Origin of the sequence: Arthrobacter crystallopoietes (assembly GCF_002849715.1) — a bacterium.
In the GTDB taxonomy this organism is placed as follows: Bacteria; Actinomycetota; Actinomycetes; order Actinomycetales; family Micrococcaceae; genus Crystallibacter; species Crystallibacter crystallopoietes.
On record NZ_CP018863.1, the window covers coordinates 1,427,139 to 1,445,218 of the forward strand.

Consider the following 18,080-nt stretch of genomic DNA (forward strand, 5'->3'; position numbering starts at 1 on the left):
GTGTTTTTTATCGGTCGAGGCCTGGCGCGGTGTCGCGGCGGCTGGGCTGATAGGTCTTCGCCGGTGTCGCCGGCGTGGGCGTCGTGGGCACCACGGAGCCGGGACGGATGGGGGCCATGCCGCGGCGCGCAATATCCACGGCCCTCGGCGGCACCGTAGCCGCTTCGGCTGGCTGCCGTTCTGCTCCTGCGGGGACGGCCTTGGGCATCGTTGCGGTGAAGGGGGCCAGCTGGTTTTCGACCACTGAACGGATGCGCTGGGCTTCCCGGGTTCGTCCGGATTGGGCGTGCATTTCGTACACGGCGAAGGCGGTGTTGATCAGCTGGACCATGAGGGCCGTCTGCGCTGCCGTCTTGTCGTGGCTGGACGCTGCCATGAACAACATCGCGGTCCCGGCTATGGACGGCAGAGCGACGGGCTTCCCATGCTGCTTGGGTGACCGGAGCTGTGCTGTGCGGGACAGTTCAGCGGCGGTGGCCGCCAGCGGTCCGGGCGTCGGTTCGAGCCGGTAGGACCATGCCGCGAAGGCGCCGGATACTTCCCGGGCGGCTTTCGCCCATGTGGCGTGATCATCACGCGGGATAGCGCGGAGCCGGTCCGCCAAGGTAGTGGCGTTGCGGGTGTAGTCCACCCATGCCTGTGCCGGCGGTACCGCGTTCTCCGGGCCGGTCCTGGACACCTTGCGCTTGTTGCGGGCAGCGGCGTTCCACTCCGCCGCGGCCTCAGTCGCGAGTTGCGGCGAGTCCGGCCATCCTTCACGCAGGGCACCGAGCTTCAGGTCGGAGGCGAGGCTGCCGCCGCCGAACCAGATAGGCCGCTCCCCCGGTTTCGGCCGCTCGGCAACGGAGTACCCGACAATGACGTCGGTGGTGTTCTTCGCGTAACGCGGGCGGACCAAGAGTCCGGTGTCGCGGGCGCGGCGGACGAACTCCGCCTCCGTCACGGAGGCGCCGGCGCTGGCACGGACCTTACGGGCCAGCGACGCACGGTGCATCTCCCGCTCCTCCCGGATGGCCGTGGCTTTCTCGGCGCGCTCGTAGCCACGGCTGGCGTGCACCGTGGAGAGCTGCTCGAGGCCGTATTTGGTTTCGAGTTCGCGGCAGGTTTTCTGGGCGCGTTTGTAGTCGCCGTGGGTGGAGGCCTTGGTGCCGTCCTCGCGGACCAGGGACACCGCAATGTGGATGTGGTGGTTCCCGTTTTCGCTGGTGCCGTGGTTGATCGCGGCCCACCGGCACTGGGCTTTGCCGCCGGTCTCGGTGAATCCCATCGCGTCGACAAAGTCGTTCGCGATGTCACTCCACTGCTGGTCGGTCAGGGCGCCTTCTTCGGCACGCAGGCTCAGGGAGCAGTGCCACACGTCGGCCTGCTTGTGTCCGTTCTCTATGCGCTGCTTTGTTGCCTGGTCCCAGCGGAAGTCTTTCTGCCGGATCTCGACGCCGTAGGCCTTGCGGGGCTGGTCCAGGTGCTTCGCGATCGCCAGCGCGTCGGCATGGTCCAGGGCCCCGTCGTCGTACCACGCCATGATCGCGGCGTCGCCGGCGATCAGGTGCGGGTCGGTGTGCGCGTTCTTCGTCTTATCCGCATCCGTGGACGCCAGATACACCATGAGCCCGGCCATGCGGGAGCCGCGGGTAATGTTCGGAATCATCCGGCTACATCAGCCCCTCAATGGTCCGGTCGATCCGCCCCGCGACCTGGCGCACATACCCCAGTACCGCGGCGGCGTCCTGCGGGAAGTCCTCCCCCGCGTTGGCGTGCCTCGCGATCTGGTTCACGTTGTTCGACACCCGCGCCAGCAGGGTGTGCAGGGCCATCAGCTCGGCCATCGCGGCCTTGCGCTGCGTCGGCGTCTCGGATGATTCGGACAGGGCCGCGGACATCAGCAGGTTCGGCACCGTCACCCGCTCCCGCGCCGCCCGGGCAATGAGCCTGGCTTCCTCCTCGGCTGTCACCCACACGGTGCGGCGCTTCTTCGACCCCGCCGGTGCGTTCTCCCGCCGCCGCTTGCCCAGACGACCCCGTTCGACCGGTTCCTCAACCAACGCTTTCACCGCCCTTCCAACGCTCTTCCGAAATGCCCAGCGCAGCGACCCCGGCTCCCCGGGGACCACACCCCCAGTGTGCCCGACTCGGCAAGAATTGTCGAAAGGTTTCATCACTTACGGGTACGTAAGTGTATAGCTTGCTCCGCCGACTTCCGTGGACGCACCTTCGATGCCGTGGTGGCGTGCGGGGTTGTACCCATGCGGATCTGCTGCGCGGACCGGGGGTTCTCTTGAACGGCTGAAGCCGTTCCGTTTCGGCTGCTGAGTGTACTGCCCGCCCTTCTCTTGGCAAGTCTGCGCCGGCGGCTTTCGCGGCATATCCTCGCTCGCTGGCGCTCCCTGCGGTATTCCACGGACCCCCGGACTCCGACCTGCCAATTCACTTCGCGGGCAAGTCGACACAAACGTGCCGAAAGGAACGGGCATCCAAACAAAAAAACAGTCAGGAGCAACTCACCATGGCACTCATCGCACTTGCCGTTGTGCAGCAGCACTACGGCATCCCCACCCGGCTCGCGCAGTGGCGGCGCCAGGGCACCGGGCCCGAATACTTCACCCTCGGACACCGCAGCATCCGCTACTACCCCGCCGACATCGACGACTGGATCAACCACCAAACCCAGCACGCGGACCAGGCTGCGGGAAAGCTCATGGACCAGGTTGTCCTGCCCGGCGACAACGGCGGCAGCAATGCAACCGTCCGATGGAACGGTTAAGCTCGAAGACATCTCTAACCTCAACATCGAAAAGACGCAGGAGCAGGCCCGCCGCCTGCTCGATTCCCGCATCGTGTCCGTCACCGGACTCGTCACCGCCAGGCAACGCGTTGCCGACCTCAAGGACCAGCTCGCGGACGCCGAACGCGACAGCAAGAAAGCCTACGTCCGCGCCACCAAAGACGGCTGGACACCCGAAGAACTCAAGAAACTCGGGCTCGAAAACCCCGCCGCCACCAAACGCAACGCCGCCCGTAAAAACCATCCCGCACCTCCGGCAACCGACGCACAAGCGGGCGCATCGATGCCCGCCTAACCCTCAGTAGATTCAGTCGCCCGATGCCGGCCGGCAGGTGCAGACGGCGTCTTGTTCCGGGCAGTTAAAAGCAGTAAGGACCAGCGTTTGCTGGTCCTTACTGCTTTTCCCTCAGCAAAAGGAAAATCCTGGGTGCAGCCTCGCCGCTGCATCTGTGTTTCGGTCGCCCGGGCCAGTGGTCTTACTCTGCAGAACTCTAACGGCCACGCTGGCACTGTGCAGGCTATCCTTGGGTGCCACAATGTTCTTTTGTGGTCAGGGTTAGGGGACGTCCTCCCGGTCGTTCCACGCCACATCGATGGGGCCGGAAAGACCGGCACTGTGAATGTTAAATGCTTCCAACTGATCTTCTGCGGTGCTGTGCGTTCTGCTGTCCTGGCGGTAGTCGACGTCGGCGGCGGACCGCCGGTAATCGGGTCCCATAGGGTAAGGCCTTTCAGAGTGGTTTCACTCCAGTCTGGCACTCCGGACTCCCTCTCGGTTGTTAGGGGCTGCGCCCGCGCCAGCGTGTCGGCCGGCTGCCGGGGGAGCGCAGCGGAGGAGGCAGCCGGCCGACGGATTTCCGCAAAACGGGGTCGGCCCACCCGTGGCGGGCGGGCCGTCCTCATATGGTTAGTGTTTGTAGGCGGTTTCCTTGTTCAGGGCCGGGCGGGGCAGGATGCCCATGTTGTAGAACTTGCGCAGCAGTTCCGCCAGCCGGTAACCGGGATCCGCGGCGAGGGCCTTGTCCGTGTACAGGGTGGCTGGGGTGCCCTTGCCCTTGTACCAGTTGATCCAGCCCAACCCGGTCAACAGCGGCGCCCGGTAGGCGCCCGGTGTGAACCGCAGCAGGTGCACCAGCAACCGCTCCGCGGTATCGACCCGTCCCCAGTCCGGCGCCGTCTCCGCCAGGCCGATCATGACTTTCCCGAACATGGTTTCGTCGTCGCTGGTGTCGATGATGTCGGCCATCAGCCGGTCCCGGACCGCCTTGATCTGGAACGCCGCGCAGAGCTCGAGCGCTTCGTCCTCGTCGGGTTGTCCGCCGTTGCCGATCGCGGCGTCGAAGGCGTGGCGGGCGGTGAGCATGGGCTCGGCGGTGAAGTCGACCGGATCCGTTACCGTGTAATGCCCGGTGAGGATGTCGATGGTGTCCGCGTTGCCGGTGGAGCTGCTGAACTCCGGGGCCGGTGCGTGCTCGGTGGTGCCGGGGTTGGATCCGCGGTAGATCATTTCCGCGCTCACGAGACTGTTCTCGATCAGCGCCGTGTCCTGCCAGCCGGTGCAGTCCGGGACCTCGCAGCCGGGCTCGCACGCGTACGTCGCCCACCCGCCGGCGGTGACAATCCAGCCGTCGCGGATCGGCATGCCCGCCGTCTCGAGCTCTTCGCGGAGGGCGTCGATCAGGGCCGCGTGGGGACGGACACCGGACGGGGTGGTGTCGTCGCTGTAGACGATGAACAAGGTGGCGTCCGCGCTCTCGTCCTTGCACACGTAAGAGGTCAGCGTCTGAGCGAACGAACGCACATCGCTGCCCGGTGTCGGTGCGTCCATGCGCAGCGTCGCGCCGAGCAGTGCCCCGGTCAGGGTGACCAGCACAATGGAGTCCTGCGGCTGGAAGCCGAGCGTGTGCGGAACGTAGCTGAGGATATCGGCGGCACCGGTAGCTTTGATCTTGTTGTTCATGGGTTTTCGTGTCCTTTGCTGAGGATTTCCGGGTGGCGGTGGCAGTCGCGGTGACCGGCCAGCTTCCCCTCTCCCCCGGTTGTTTTTTGCCTGCTCGCGAAGCTTGCGGAGCTGTGCCCGTCGGAGTCACTGCTCAACCCGCAGGGCAAGGACTCAAGGGAATTTCGGGAGGAAATAAGCGACGCAGGAGCGCCGGACGAAAATCCCGCAGGCCGCGGCCGGCGCAGCCGGTTGACGGTGTGGAGCGGGCACGTACGATCCGTCAGGACAGCAGCAAAAAACGTCGTAGACACAACAAGGGCCAGGGCGACCGGAGCGCTGCGACGGCGCGCCCGGACCTCACAGCCGGCCGCGCCAGCGGACGATCCGCGTCCCCGGCGAGCCCCGCGAGCCTCATCACCAGCACCCCGGCTTTCACCCAGGGTTCCCGACGAGGGGCGGCGGGCCGCGCTCCCCACGGTTCCTCTGTTAATGATGTTGGGCGGGATGGCGGTCAGCCGCCGGCAACCACCAGGACAAGCCGTCCCGTTGCGGCGGACCGCCCGCGGTGACCGGCCCAAGGGGCCGGCCACCGCGGGTTCCAGCTAGGCGAGCAGTTCCGCGACGTCGGCCGCGCCAGTGACGAGCACGGCGCTGCCCTCTTTGAACAGCCGGTGGCATCCTGCCGAGTTGGCGCTGTAGACGCTGCCCGGTACAGCCCCAACCTGCCGGCCCAGGTTTTCTGCGTGGTGGGCCGTGTTCAGGGCACCGGAGCGCCAGCGTGCCTCCACCACGACGGTCACACCAGCAAGTGCGGCAATGAGGCGGTTACGCATCAGGAACCAATATCGGGTCGGTGCGGATCCCGGCGGCAGTTCCGAGAGCGTCAAACCGGTTTCGCGGATGGCCGCGGCAAGGTCCGCGTTCCCGGCAGGATAATCCCGGTCCAGTCCCCCAGCTGCAACGGCGATGGTTGCCGGGCCGTTGCCTTGGTGTCCGGCCAGTGCCGACCTGTGCGCTTGGGCGTCGATACCGTAGCCGAGGCCGGCGATGACGCAGATACCGCGCTGGGCCAGCCCGTGGGCCATTTCCCCGGCCACGGATGCCCCGTAGGCGGTGCTGTCGCGGGAGCCGATCACGGCGGCGCACTGCGCCGGGGCGGGGACACCGTGCGTGATGTTTCCCCGGTACCAGAGCCCGAGCGGCGGGGCCTCGAGGTCGCTCAATGCGGCGGGCCACTGCGGGTCGTCCGGGGTCAGGAATCCGCCGCCGAGACGTTCGATGGCGGCAAGATCCGCGTTAGCGTCCAGCCCTTGGATGCGCGGCGCCCACCGGTCCAGGGCTGCGGCCAGCTCCCCGGCTGTGACGTCTGCGAACGGGTAGGCCGGGCGGGCACCGATAGCAATTCGCAGGGCAGCATAGGCACCGTGCTTGGCGACCAACGCCAGGCCCACGGTGTCGCCGGGTTCGAACAGGCGGGTCAGTGCGGCGCGTGCTGTGCGGTCATCATTCATGGGTTTCGTCCTTTGCTGAAGATTTCCGGTGGGCGGGGGCAGTCACGGTGACCGGCCAGCTTCCCCTCTCCCCCGTTGTTTTGGCTGCTGGCGAAGCTTGCGGAGCTGTGGCCGACGGAAGCCTGTCCACCCCTTTGGGGCAAGGGGTGGGAAATTCCCGGAGGAAATCAGCGACGAAGGAGCGCCTTAGGGAAATTCCCGTACCGCAGGCCCCGACGTAGGAGGGGCTGGACGGGCTGGAGCGGACACGTACAATCCGTCAGGACAGCAGCCAAAAATGTCGTAGACACACCAGGTGTTGGCGGGCAGGAGCTCTGCGACGGACCGGCAGCACCCGGACAGCCGGCCGCGAAGCGGACGATCCGAATACTGGTTGGAGCGCAGCGGAAACGGTAATACTGGAACGGGTTGTGCCCACCGTGGGCAGGTGGAGCCCACCGCCCAGCTCAAAGCTGTCCATATTGGGTGCAACCCGCGCGCAAGCCGTCGGTTCAGCGGTTATCGGCGCTCCGCAGGCCTTCACCAAAAATGATGGGCGACGCGTTAGGTGCCCGCTTGGCAACCGCAGCACCAAAACAGCTGCACACGCATCGCATTCCCTTGGAACGGGATATGCTGCGGACACATCCACAGCCTCGCGCTTATCTAGATCTACCCTGAAGGTGGCTGGGACGCCAGATCGGCCAACTTGTCTATGAATTGACAATAAAGTCATGGGACTATTAGCCTCATGCCACTTGACCACACAGACTCTGAGCGCCGCGACCCGAGGCAGATTACCGCCGTGGAATACGGTCGAATGGCAGATGCGTATGCACGTGCCGTTGCCCCAGCGGCCGACCAGCTTTCGCTAGGGCTGGGTCTGCGGTTGGTACGTGCCTCGGGTGCTTTCGTCAAAGCTGCGGAGATTGAGGTTCAGCGTCCGCTCAAACTGAATTGGAGCTATTTCAGCACCATCTATGTCATTTCTGTCTTCAAGTCTTTGGAGGCAAGGACCATCGCACGGTTTACGGGCTTAACCCGACAGGCCGTCTCGATTGTTCTGGCAGGCATGGAGAAGGCCGGACTTGTCATCCGCTCTTCAGGAAACCAGGAAGATGGGCGGCTGGTTAGCATCCGGTTCACGGACCAAGGTGAAGAAACCGCCAGCCGATCAGTCCAAGACCAATTGCGGTTCTCCGAAAAGTGGTTTTCAGTCCTTGACCGCGATGAACGGGCGGAACTGAACCGGCTGTTGGAAAAGCTGCTAGAAAAGGGACCGCAGCAGGCAGGCCGCAGGGACCAATGACTTCCCCGTTATGCCCGAGTGAGCCGTGCGATCCGTTGGCGGGCGAACCTTTCCACTGGCCCCATTGCTCCGGCCGCACTCAGCGACTCCAAGCTCAGCGCATCTGTCACAGGCACGCCTGTTAGCACCTTCTTCACTGGAATTTCCAACTTCTTACCGGTCCTGTTTCGAGGAATTACCTGTACAAGCACAATGTGATCCGGCACGTGTCGTGGGGACAGCTGGTTACGGAGTTCGGTGACGATCGATGCCCGTCTCTCAGTCGTCAACTCTCCATCACATGTAGCCACGAAAAGCACCAACTCGCCGTGACCGCCTGCGGGCTCCTCAAGGTGCACGATGAGGCTGTCCACGACATCCGGCCGTTCCTCCAGAACGTTGTAGAACTCAGCCGTTCCCATCCGAACACCGCCGCGGTTCAACGTCGCATCGCTACGCCCGCTGATCCTGCAACTTCCGGTGTCGGAGCGGAAGCGGATCCGGTCGCCGTGCCACCAAGCTGATGGGTATCTTTCGAAGTAGCTCGCCCGGTAGCGCTGATCGCCGTCGTCGCCCCAGAAGCCCACGGGCATGGAGGGCATAGGATCCAAAACCACCAGTTCGCCGAACTCGTCCTCCACGGGATGGCCGCCGTCATCGAGTGCAACCACATTCACGCCGAGGCATTTGCCGGACATCTCCCCGGCCCAGTCCCTCTGCCATGGTCCGCTTTGCACGAAAGCGGTGCAGACATCGGTACCGCCGCTGCCCAGATTGAAAACAACATCGGAGCCGAAGTTCTCATGCACCCACTGATGACCTGCCTCCGGCAGGGGACTACCGGAAGCGCCCAAAGTCCGGATCGAATCCAACCGATACATTGAGCCTGGCTCAATTCCGGCATGCCGGCAGGCCATGATGAACCCGGGACTGACTCCCATCAGAGTGGGTTCCAGTTCCTCAGCCATTCGCCACTGATTATCCAAATCGGGATACATCGGATTGCCGTCCATCATGATGATCGAGGCGCGCAAAAGCAAGGCCGACAAGAGGGAATTCCAGACCATCCATGCTGTCGTCGTGGCCCAGACCATGCGGTCTCCTGCCTGCAAGTCCCAGCTCAGGGCGCTGTTCTTTACGTGTTCGACAACGAAGCCGCCATGGCTATGCATGATCGCCTTGGGCTTGCCCGATGTGCCCGAGGAAAACAAGACACACAACGGATGGGCGAAATCCACCTGTTCGAACTTCATTTCCGCTTCGCTTCCCTCGCTCAGAAGCTTCGTCCAATCGACGGAATCAGGTGCTGCCCCTGAGTTGTATTGACCGTAAGGGACAACGACGGTTGACTCAAGGTCGGGTAGTCCGGCACGTATCTGGGCGAACTCGGCGGATCGGTCTACTGGCTTGTCGCCGTAGGTGTAGCCCGTCACGCCAAAAAGTACCTTTGGACGGATCTGCGCGAAACGGTCAATGACACCTTGAGCGCCGAATTCGGGGGCGCAGCCTGCCCAGATGGCACCGAGGCTGGCCGTGGCCAGGAAGGCGATGGCCGCCTCCGGGATGTTCGGCAGGTAACCCACCACGCGGTCCCCCTTACCCACGCCCATCTGCTGCAGTGCGTGCCGGCATCGGGAGACCTTGTCCTGCAGTTCGGCGAAGCTCAGTTCTATCTGTCCTCGGGTCTGCGAGATGCCGATGATAGCCGTGTCGGCATCGTCTCCGCCGGATCTGGGCCCCGGCGCTGTTCGGCCCACGCCAAGCAGTGCGTTCTCCGCATAGTTGATGAGGGAACCTTCGAACCAGCGGGCACCGGGCATCCTTGGATCACTCAACGCCCGCTCATAGCTCCCGTGGTCACGGATCTGGAAATAGTCCCAAATCGAACTCCAGAATGCGTCTAGGTCGCGTACGCTCCAGCGCTGCAAGTCCTCGTAGCTGCCGAAGCGCAGCCCACGGTGCTGCCGGACCCACCTCAAGTAGTCGCCCAGAAACGTCTTCTCCAATACGTCAGGGGCAGGTTCGCGAAGCAGCCGCGGCAAGGATTCCGGCTCTCCCGATGCGGGGTGATTTCTGTCCGTCACGTTATTCACGCCTCAGGGATAAATTGCGGATCTGCGCCGTAGTTTCGGGAGCCGTCAGACTATGAGCGAATCGTTCTGTTTCCCTCTCCAGGCATTCGCCGAGCGGGAGCTTGGATGCATCCTGCAGATTGCTCTTCAGCGCAGCGACACCCGTCGGGAAATTTACCGCGATGCGGGCCCAGTCCAAGGCGGTCTGGAGCAAAATCCCGGTATCGACGACTTCATTGACGAGACCCGAGGCGAAAGCTTCCTGCGCGCTCACTGGACGCGGACGCAGCAGCCAATCCGCGGCCGTCGACTGCCCTACGGCGTCGGCTAACAATTTAGTGGTGCCGAAATCCGAGGACAGTCCGAGAGAGAGAAACGCTGTATTGAACTTCGCGTTACTGGTCGCTACACGGAGGTCGCAAGCGCTGATCCAACCGATGGCCGCACCGACACAGGCTCCGTTGATCGCTGCGATACTCATCTGCGGCATGGAACGCAGAATCTCCACCAGCCGGGCGTTGCTTCGCATCCTGGCCTCCAGCACCGCGCGGCCGTCCGTGCCGGTCGCTTCCTCGGTCATCTCCGCCAGCATGGGCAGCTTTCCGCCCACGCTGAATGCACGGCCGGTTCCGGTTAGGACCAGGGCGCGGACACTCTCGTCGGCGGCTACTTTCTCCAGGGCCATAACAGTATCGGCGGTCATGCGGTCGTCCAGCGCGTTAAGGCTCTCCGGGTCGTCCAGCGTTACGATGGCGACGTCGTCGACAATCTCAAGATTCACTGGCATGATCTATGCCTCGCCGTTGGAAGCAATCTGCTTCAACTCTCGGTGCTGAATTTTGCCGTTAAAATTCTTAGGCAGCTCGTCCAAAAACCCGATGTCGCGAGGAACCTTATAAGCGGCAAGACGCTCTTTACAGAATTCGATGAGCTCTTTGGTCGTAGGGCGTTGCGCGTCCTCAGCAACCGAGACATAGGCCCTGACCGTTTCCCCGCGGTAATCATCGGGAACGCCGACGACCGCGGCCTCGCGCACTGCAGGATGCTGGTACAGCACATCCTCAACCTCGCGAGGCCAGACCTTGTAGCCGGAGGCGATGATCATGTTTTTAGTGCGGTCGACTATGAACAGCCAGCCGGACTCGTTGACGAAGCCGATGTCGCCGGTATGCAGCCAGCCACCTCGGAAAGTCTGCTGGTTAGCTCCGTCATTGCGCCAATAGCCGCCAATAATGCCCTTACCTCTAAGACAGACTTCGCCGCGTTCCCCGGCAGGCAACTCGTTACCGTCAGGATCAACTATGCGCAGTTGAGTATCGAACATGGGCAGTCCCACGGAGATGATGCCGGAATCCGGGTCAATCACCGGATCAACGTCTGCCGGCGTACTGGACACCGCAGCGGTCGATTCCGTCAGTCCGTAGCCCGGCTGCAGCTTCACGCCGAGGACTTCATAGATCGCCCGCGCCATGTCCGTGGGAATGGGAGCACCGCCCGAGCCAAGCCGCTGCAGACTAGAGACGTTGCGCGGCTGTTTCCGGGCCGCCTGCAATAGCGCGATGTATGCGGTTGCCGCCCCGGTGGTCCACGTGACCTGCTGTTGCTCAATCAAATCCAGGAACACATTTGGCTCGAAGCGGTAACCGAGCACGAACGTCGAACCGCTACTGATCCAAGAGCTCAGGTGCAGGCTCAGCCCGGTGATATGTACAAGAGGAGCAGTACAGAGGACCACATGATCAGGGCCCGGCATACCGTTGAACTCGGGGTATGCCGCCCCGGCCCATGTGAGATTCAGATGGCTGGTGAGGGCACCTTTGGGTGGCCCTGTGGTGCCAGACGTGTAGGTAAAGACAGCAGTGTCGGCGGGACTGACCAAGGTCTCCGGAGGTGCCGCTCCTTCGTGACTATCCGCCAGTTCCAACAGATCCAAAACGTTCTCGTCACGGGCTGTGTCCTCGATATGTGCGAAGGCTTCAGGGACGGTGCCAGCACAATCCGCCATGCCGGTCGTGATCACGGTCCTGATCGTGGTCCCCTCGATGCTCTCCCTGCCCTGCGCAGCCCAGGTCTCGTTCGCCGTAACCAATACCGCAGGTTCTGCATCCCTAGCGATTTTCTGGACTTCCGGAGTGCGATACATGGGACTGACAGGAACAATGATCGCTCCGATCCGCCAGGCGGCGAATGCGACGAAAACAAACTGCGGGATGCTCTGGAGCTGGACCATGATCCGGTCGCCCTTGACTATGCCGCGCGCCGCCAATGCTGCAGCCAGCGCACCGGAGATGCTCTGCACCTCAGGGAACGTGAAGTCTTTCCCGAAGTAGCTAAGGGCCTTCTTGTCTGGGTACGTGGCAGCCGCGCCGTCCAGCGCCTGAGGCATGGTGAGATAACGGGGATCATTCGGCGCTGAGAGGGTTTCACGCCGCTCTTCATCGAGTATTGGAGCCGTATGCATTGGCGAGCTGGAGTTCACGGTATTCCTTCCACGTTCCCGCTATCGGGGTCGATGTGAGTGCGGTAACATCAAAAACAGATTACTAGACGTTTAGCGAAAACTGCTAGTAGTGGCCAATGAATAGTTGGCCCTTGACGTTGACCATTCCGTGCCCGGGCAAGGGTGCGCTGCCACAATGAAAGCGAGACGACGTGGGTGAAGCTTCTACCGGACCGATACCCGGATTGGATCTGGACCGATTCTCTACCTGGCTGCAGAGTCAGCATCCCGAACTGGGTAAACCCAGCTCCGCAACCGCGCTGACCGGCGGCCGAAGCAACCTGACTTTCGCTTTGGATTGCGGCGAGAATCAGCTTGTTCTGCGGCGTCCCCCCTTGGGACATGTCATGGAGACGGCCCACGACATGTCGCGGGAATTCACTGTCCAGCAGGCACTGCAACAGGCCGGATTCCCGGTACCTCGGATGCACTTCATGGAAGACGATCGCGATGGCAAATCCGGCGTCGGGACACAGTTCTATGTCATGGACAAAGTAGGGGGCCAGCCCTTTGACAGCCTCGATGACAACCGCGGCTTCACGCCGGATCAGCTCCACCAATTGAGCCTTAAAATGGCAAGGACTCTAGCTAAATTACATAACGTGCGGCCTGACACCGTCGGTTTGGAGCAGTTCGGTCGTCCGGAGGGCTACCTCGAGCGGCAGGTGCGTCGCTGGACCAAGCAGCTCGCAGCTTCCAGCAGCCGGGAGCTGCCGGAGCTGGAGGAACTCTCCCGAAGGCTGACACCAGTGCCGGAACCGTCCGGGGCATCAATTGTCCATGGCGATTACAAGCTCAATAATGCCTTGGTCCGCGTTAACGGCGACCGGTTGGAAGTAGCCGCCATACTCGATTGGGAGATGTCAACGCTGGGTGATCCGTTGACCGACCTCGCCTTGTTTGGCCTCTACTGGCAGATGCGGTATCTGGATCCGGTCACCGCGGATGTGTTCGAATCGTCAGTCGATTACAGTGCCGGCTACCCGGCCTTCGACGAGTTGGTTGAGGCGTATGCGGCTGAGCGTGCCATTGCGGTACCCGACCTGACCTGGCACCTGGCATTTGCCGCATTCAAGACGGCTGTAATCACCGAAAGTATTCACTACCGCCATCTCAGCGGGGGAACGGTAGGCGAGGGCTTTGCACGAATTGGGGAAATGACCCTGCCGCTGGCCCGAGCCGGTCACCGCTTCCTGGATGGAAAGTCCGCAGTAATCCAGCCCGCCGAAAGGATCTGAAAGTGCATTTCGAGTTTGACCAGACCACGCAGGAATACCTGACCCGGGTCCAGGATTTTCTGGATGCCGAGATATATCCTGCCGAGGCAGAATTGGACCGGCAGCTGGCCGAAGACCCGCAGCGCTGGGAGCGGCAACCCGTCCTTAGACAGCTGCAGGAATCGGCTCGCAGCCGAGGGCTGTGGAATCTGTTCCTGACAGGCGATGGCGGAGCGGGGCTCACCAATCTCCAGTACGCGCCTTTGGCTGAACTTTCCGGCCGCAGCCCGAAACTGGCTCCGGCCGCGATGAACTGCAACGCGCCGGACTCGGGAAATATGGAACTGCTGCGCGACTTCGGGACAGCTGAACAAAAAGAAAAATGGTTGAAGCCTCTGCTGGACGGCCGCATTCGTTCCACGTTCTGTATGACCGAACCCGAGGTCGCTTCCTCTGACGCAACGAATGTCACGACATCAATCGAGCGAGATGGTAATGAGTATGTGATCAACGGACGCAAATGGTGGAGCAGCGGGGCGATGAGCGCCGAGGCCAAGATCTTCATCCTGATGGGAAAGACGGATCCGCAGGCTGAGCGGCACCGCCAACAGAGCATGATCCTCATCCCCCGCGAAACTCCGGGTGTGAAAATAGAGCGCGCCCTGAGCGTCTTCGGTTACGACGACCGGGACCATGGCGGACATGCGGAAATATCCTTCACCAACGTACGTGTTCCGGCCGCAAACATCATTAAAGGGGAAGGCGAAGGATTTGCCATTGCCCAGGCGCGGCTGGGACCTGGCAGGATCCACCACTGCATGCGCGTGCTGGGCATGGCTGAACGGACATTGGAAATCATGACCAAAAGAGCCCGCGAACGTGAGGCATTCGGCCACCCGCTGGCAAAGCAGGGAGTGGTGCGCCAATGGGTAGCCGAATCGCGGATCACGATCGAGAGCCTGAGGCTGCTGGTGCTCAAAACCGCATGGCTGATGGACCGGTATGGCAATAAGAAAGCGCATACCGAAATCCAAGCCATCAAGATTGCTGTGCCCCGCGAGATCCAGGTGGTCGTTGACCGCGGCATCCAACTGCTAGGCGGGGCGGGGCTCTCGCAGGACACGCCGCTGGCCGAATTATACGCGCAGGTCCGCGGGCTGCGTCTGGCCGACGGGCCCGATGAGGTCCATCTGTCTTCGCTTGGCCGGGCTCAGCTCCGCCCGGCCTGATCTCGAATCCTCCAACGGTAATGCCCGGCATCAACTAGACGCCGGGCATTACGCTTTCGTCATACTGATCTTCTACTCGGCAGTTACCAGGGTTGCGCCGCCGTCGATAACCAAGGTCTGTCCCGTAATCCAGGCTGCTGCATCGGAGAGCAGGAACGCCACCGGTCCGGCAACATCTTCCGGCATCCCAAGCCGCCTCAGCGGGTATTTGTCAGTCAGCTCGGCCTCGCGGCCTTCATACAACGCCCGGGCGAAATTCGTTTTCACGGCGGCGGGGGCTACGGCATTGACCCGGACATCCGGCGCCAATTCGGCCGCGAGCTGCCGCGTCAGACTAAGTACTGCAGCCTTGGACACCCCGTACATGCCAATACCGGGGCTGGACGTCACACCGGCGATTGACGCGATGTTCACAATCGCCCCCCGCCTCTCGCGCAACCCGGCAGAAACCGCGTCCTGGGCCATTTTCAGAGCCCCGATCACGTTCACTTCCAGGATCTTCCGGGCAGCCACGTCATCGAGGTCCATCATCGGCCCGTACACGGGATTGATGCCCACGTTGTTGACCAGAAAATCCAGCGTGCCGAACCTGGAGCGGATGGCATCAAAGACCTGTGCCCGGTGCTCAGCATCATCGGCCTTGCCGGCGATCCCAACAGCCGGTCCGTCGAGCTCTCGCACTGCCTCCTGCAGCTTTTCCTCACCACGCGCGGTGATAACCACCCGCGCACCGCCCTCGACCAGCTCCCTGGCCACAGCCAGCCCGATGCCTCGACTGGCACCCGTGACCAATGCCGTCTTGCCTTCAAACCTGCGTTCCATGGGACCTTCCTTCAGTTAATTTCCTTGTCCACTAAACCCACCCGCCTGCACCTACCCTGCTAGAGAAAAGCAGACAAACCGGTGATCTGCCGCCCGACAATCAGCGTATTCATCTCCCGGGTGCCCTCGAAGGAGTAGAGTGCCTCCGCATCGTTGAAGTAGCGAATGATGTCATAGTCCAGATCGATGCCGTTGCCACCAAAGAGTTCTCGGCACCAGGCGACGACTTCCCTCGTCCTACTCGTAACAAAGGCTTTGGCCATGGCCGAGTGGTGGTCCTGCTGGACGCCCCGGTCCAGCATTTCGGATGCACGTACGCACATGCCGATGCAGGCGGTGATGTTGCTCAGCGACTTCACGAGCAGGTCCTGCATGAGCTGGTAGCTGGCGATCGGCCGGCCGAACTGCTTCCGCTCCTTGGCGTAGGCCAGGGCCGTCTCGTAGGCGCCAATAGCCGTTCCCACTGCGCCCCAGGCCACGTCGATCCTTGTCCGCATCAGAATTCGGGCGGTGTCGCGGAAGGAGTTGGCCCCGGGCAGACGGGCCCTGTCAGGCAGGCTTAGATCCGTTAGCTCAATGTCGGCGTTCTGAACCGTGCGCTGGCTGTACTTGCCGTCGATCTTGGTCGCCTTGTAACCAGGAGTGGCCGTCGGGACAACAAAGCCCTTGACTTGGTTGTCTGCCTCATCACGTGCCCAGATAATGATGACGTCGCCCCACGTTGCATTGCCGATCCAGCGTTTCTGCCCGTTGAGGATCCATTTGTCTCCCTCGCGGCGGGCAGTTGTTCGCAGTCCCTTGGCGGCATCGGACCCGGAGAGCGGCTCGGTCAGGCCAAACGCTCCAACAGCCTCCCCTGAACCCAGCTTGGGCAGCCATTCTGCCTTCTGTTCTTCGGAGCCGAGCAGGGAAATGGTTCCCATAACAAGACCGCTGGAGACGCCGGTCAGCGTAGAGAAGCCTGCGTCCACCCTGGCCAGCTCCATGGTCACAAAACCGCGGAAGACTGCCGAGTTCCTAAAGGGCGTGGTCTCTTCAAACGGGAAAGCCAGGACCCCGAGCTCTCCAAGCCCCGCAACCAGGTGTTGGGGGAATTCCGCCCGTTCCCAGTGGTCATTGACTTCGGGACGGACCACGGTGTCCATGTATTCGCGGATGCGGGCTAAAGCCGAGAGCTCCTGTGGCTCCAGCTCTTGCTCATAACCATAAAAATCGCCATCCAAGACGGTGAATTCTGCACGATGCTGCATAGTGGCTGACGTTGTCATCATAGATCCTTTCTAGAACGCGCAGGCGGGGAGGTTGCGGGTCAGAGGCGTTCGATGACCATGGCCATGCCCTGCCCGCCGCCGACGCACATCGTGGCGAGGCCGAACTCGCCGTCCTTGGTCTCAAGTCCGTTGATCAGTGTGGTGAGCATGCGGACCCCCGTTGATCCGAACGGGTGGCCCAGCGCGATTGCCCCGCCGTGCGGGTTAAGTTTTTCGAAGTCGATGCCAAGTTTCCGTGCAGAGGGAACCACTTGCGCGGCAAAAGCCTCGTTGAGCTCGACAATGTCCATGTCGCCGATGCCCAGTCCTGCGCGACGCAACGCCATTTCCGAAGCGTCCACCGGTCCAAGTCCCATGATTTCCGGAGAAAGAGCGGAAACACCGCTGGAGACAATACGGGCGAGCGACGCCAGACCCAGTTCCCTTGCCCTGGACGCGGACATCACCACAGCAGCAGATGCCCCGTCGTTCAGTGGGCAGGCATTACCGGCAGTGACGGTACCGTCCTGCACGAAAGACGGGTTGAGTTGGGAAAGACCCTCAACAGTCGTCCCGGCACGCGGCGAATCGTCCTTGTCCACGACCCTGCCATCCGGCAATACCACGGGGACAGTTTCGCGTGCGAAGAAGCCCGAGGAAATGGCCGTCTGGGCGCGCCGCTGGGACAGGGCCGCGTATTCGTCCTGGTCCTTGCGGCTGGTGCCCGTCTGCCGGGCGACGAATTCGGCCGTGTAGCCCATCTGCAGGTAGATGTCGGGCAAGCGGCTTGAGCTTCGCGGGTCCTGCCACGGCCGCCCTGATTCGGCGGTTTCCTTCGCCTGCGCTGCTGCCCTCGCGAAGCCTGGATGCTCGCTCATGCCTATGTCACCGTAGCGTGAAACGCACTCAACGCCGCCCACCAGATAGGCATTCCCTTCGCCGGCTTTGATCGCATGAAAGGCCATGCGCGTCGCCTGCAGGGAAGACGCACAGAACCGGTTGACGGTAGAACCTGGCAGTCCGTCCCCACCCAGCAGCACCGCGACGCGGCGGGCGATGTTCTGACCGTGCTCATCGTGGGGTTCTGCGCACCCCAGGTAGAGGTCCTCGACCTCTGCCAGTTCCAGTCCCGGCGCCTTATCCAGTGCGCTCTTGAACGCCTGTACGGATAAATCATCGGGGCGCATGTCCACGAGGGAACCTTTACGAGCGCGGCCAATGGGGGTCCGGGCCGTAGCTACGATCACGGCGTCGTTGTCGTTCATGGCGTTCCTTTCGAAGGCATTGTCACGCGCAGGTAAATAATCGCTTGACTTCTAGCAGATTACTGAGCAACCATGAAATGGTCAACATTTTGACAAGTTGATGTGAATTCAATGGCCTTGCACCGCAGGGCATGACCATAGGAGTAGCCCTTGCCAACGGAAAGATCCACCGGCGATTTCAGAGAAACGCCCCTGCGCTTTTCTGAAATCGGAATTGTTGGAG

Annotated in this window: 16 protein-coding genes; 5 read left to right on the top strand and 11 right to left on the bottom strand. The window is 62.3% G+C overall.

The features are described 5' to 3' along the window. Window positions 1-7 precede the first annotated feature (7 nt). A complete protein-coding gene (locus tag AC20117_RS06840) occupies window positions 8-1,648 on the bottom strand; it encodes a relaxase/mobilization nuclease domain-containing protein (protein WP_074700365.1) in 1,641 nt (546 codons plus the stop codon). A 4-nt stretch (window positions 1,649-1,652) separates the two neighbouring features. Next, complete coding sequence (gene mobC, locus AC20117_RS06845) at window positions 1,653-2,051, bottom strand: plasmid mobilization relaxosome protein MobC (RefSeq protein WP_236777458.1); 399 nt, start codon at window positions 2,049-2,051, stop codon at window positions 1,653-1,655. A 452-nt stretch (window positions 2,052-2,503) separates the two neighbouring features. On the opposite strand from mobC, the gene AC20117_RS06850 reads away from it, so the two are divergent. Beyond that, window positions 2,504-2,761, top strand: coding sequence for a helix-turn-helix transcriptional regulator (locus AC20117_RS06850; protein WP_074700364.1), 258 nt, complete (start codon window positions 2,504-2,506; stop codon window positions 2,759-2,761). Then, a complete protein-coding gene (locus AC20117_RS06855) occupies window positions 2,736-3,077 on the top strand; it encodes a hypothetical protein (protein ID WP_418202239.1) in 342 nt (113 codons plus the stop codon). The genes AC20117_RS06850 and AC20117_RS06855 overlap by 26 nt, the downstream gene beginning before the upstream one ends. 261 nt (window positions 3,078-3,338) lie before the next feature. Here the strand turns inward: AC20117_RS06855 and AC20117_RS23235 are convergent, their stop codons facing one another. From AC20117_RS23235 to dprA, 3 genes are all read right to left on the bottom strand, one after another. Then, complete coding sequence (locus tag AC20117_RS23235; RefSeq protein ID WP_158300438.1) at window positions 3,339-3,500, bottom strand: hypothetical protein; 162 nt, start codon at window positions 3,498-3,500, stop codon at window positions 3,339-3,341. A 189-nt stretch (window positions 3,501-3,689) separates the two neighbouring features. Next, complete coding sequence (locus tag AC20117_RS06860) at window positions 3,690-4,742, bottom strand: DUF4192 domain-containing protein (RefSeq protein WP_074700363.1); 1,053 nt, start codon at window positions 4,740-4,742, stop codon at window positions 3,690-3,692. Window positions 4,743-5,326: 584 nt separating this feature from the next. Next, window positions 5,327-6,235 (bottom strand): DNA-processing protein DprA, encoded by a 909-nt coding sequence (gene dprA / locus AC20117_RS06865; protein ID WP_074700362.1) that lies wholly within the window; start codon window positions 6,233-6,235, stop codon window positions 5,327-5,329. 784 nt (window positions 6,236-7,019) lie between these two features. On the opposite strand from dprA, the gene AC20117_RS06870 reads away from it, so the two are divergent. Next, window positions 7,020-7,523, top strand: a complete 504-nt coding sequence (locus AC20117_RS06870; RefSeq protein WP_158300439.1) for a MarR family winged helix-turn-helix transcriptional regulator — start codon at window positions 7,020-7,022, stop codon at window positions 7,521-7,523. A gap of 8 nt (window positions 7,524-7,531) precedes the next feature. Here AC20117_RS06870 and AC20117_RS06875 read toward each other — a convergent pair whose 3' ends face one another. From AC20117_RS06875 to AC20117_RS06885, 3 genes are read right to left on the bottom strand one after another with little or no spacing between them, the layout of a single operon-like run. Continuing rightward, window positions 7,532-9,595 carry an acetoacetate--CoA ligase gene (locus tag AC20117_RS06875; RefSeq protein WP_218928479.1) on the bottom strand — a complete coding sequence of 688 codons (2,064 nt, stop codon included), beginning with the start codon at window positions 9,593-9,595 and terminating at the stop codon, window positions 7,532-7,534. Further along, window positions 9,588-10,361: an enoyl-CoA hydratase/isomerase family protein gene (locus AC20117_RS06880; RefSeq protein WP_074700360.1), complete on the bottom strand. Its 774-nt coding sequence runs from the start codon at window positions 10,359-10,361 to the stop codon at window positions 9,588-9,590. The genes AC20117_RS06875 and AC20117_RS06880 overlap by 8 nt, the downstream gene beginning before the upstream one ends. Before the next feature lie 3 nt (window positions 10,362-10,364). After that, window positions 10,365-12,053 (bottom strand): class I adenylate-forming enzyme family protein, encoded by a 1,689-nt coding sequence (locus AC20117_RS06885; protein WP_139186769.1) that lies wholly within the window; start codon window positions 12,051-12,053, stop codon window positions 10,365-10,367. 173 nt (window positions 12,054-12,226) lie between these two features. Here AC20117_RS06885 and AC20117_RS06890 point away from each other — a divergent pair, with 173 nt between their 5' ends. Further along, on the top strand, window positions 12,227-13,312 hold the full coding sequence (locus AC20117_RS06890) for a phosphotransferase family protein (protein ID WP_074700358.1): 1,086 nt from the start codon (window positions 12,227-12,229) through the stop codon (window positions 13,310-13,312). A gap of 2 nt (window positions 13,313-13,314) precedes the next feature. Beyond that, the gene (locus AC20117_RS06895; protein WP_074700357.1) at window positions 13,315-14,520 is read left to right on the top strand and encodes an acyl-CoA dehydrogenase family protein; all 1,206 of its coding nucleotides are present in this window, start codon (window positions 13,315-13,317) and stop codon (window positions 14,518-14,520) included. A gap of 72 nt (window positions 14,521-14,592) precedes the next feature. Here the strand turns inward: AC20117_RS06895 and AC20117_RS06900 are convergent, their stop codons facing one another. Genes AC20117_RS06900 through AC20117_RS06910 form a run of 3 tightly spaced genes read right to left on the bottom strand, consistent with a single transcriptional unit; the run spans window position 14,593 to window position 17,857 of the window. Next, window positions 14,593-15,342 carry an SDR family oxidoreductase gene (locus tag AC20117_RS06900; protein ID WP_074700356.1) on the bottom strand — a complete coding sequence of 250 codons (750 nt, stop codon included), beginning with the start codon at window positions 15,340-15,342 and terminating at the stop codon, window positions 14,593-14,595. 59 nt (window positions 15,343-15,401) lie between these two features. After that, entirely contained in the window at window positions 15,402-16,610 is a 1,209-nt protein-coding gene (locus AC20117_RS06905; protein ID WP_083339691.1) for an acyl-CoA dehydrogenase family protein, read from the bottom strand. 41 nt (window positions 16,611-16,651) lie between these two features. Further along, a complete protein-coding gene (locus tag AC20117_RS06910; RefSeq protein ID WP_074700354.1) occupies window positions 16,652-17,857 on the bottom strand; it encodes an acetyl-CoA C-acetyltransferase in 1,206 nt (401 codons plus the stop codon). Window positions 17,858-18,080 lie beyond the last annotated feature (223 nt).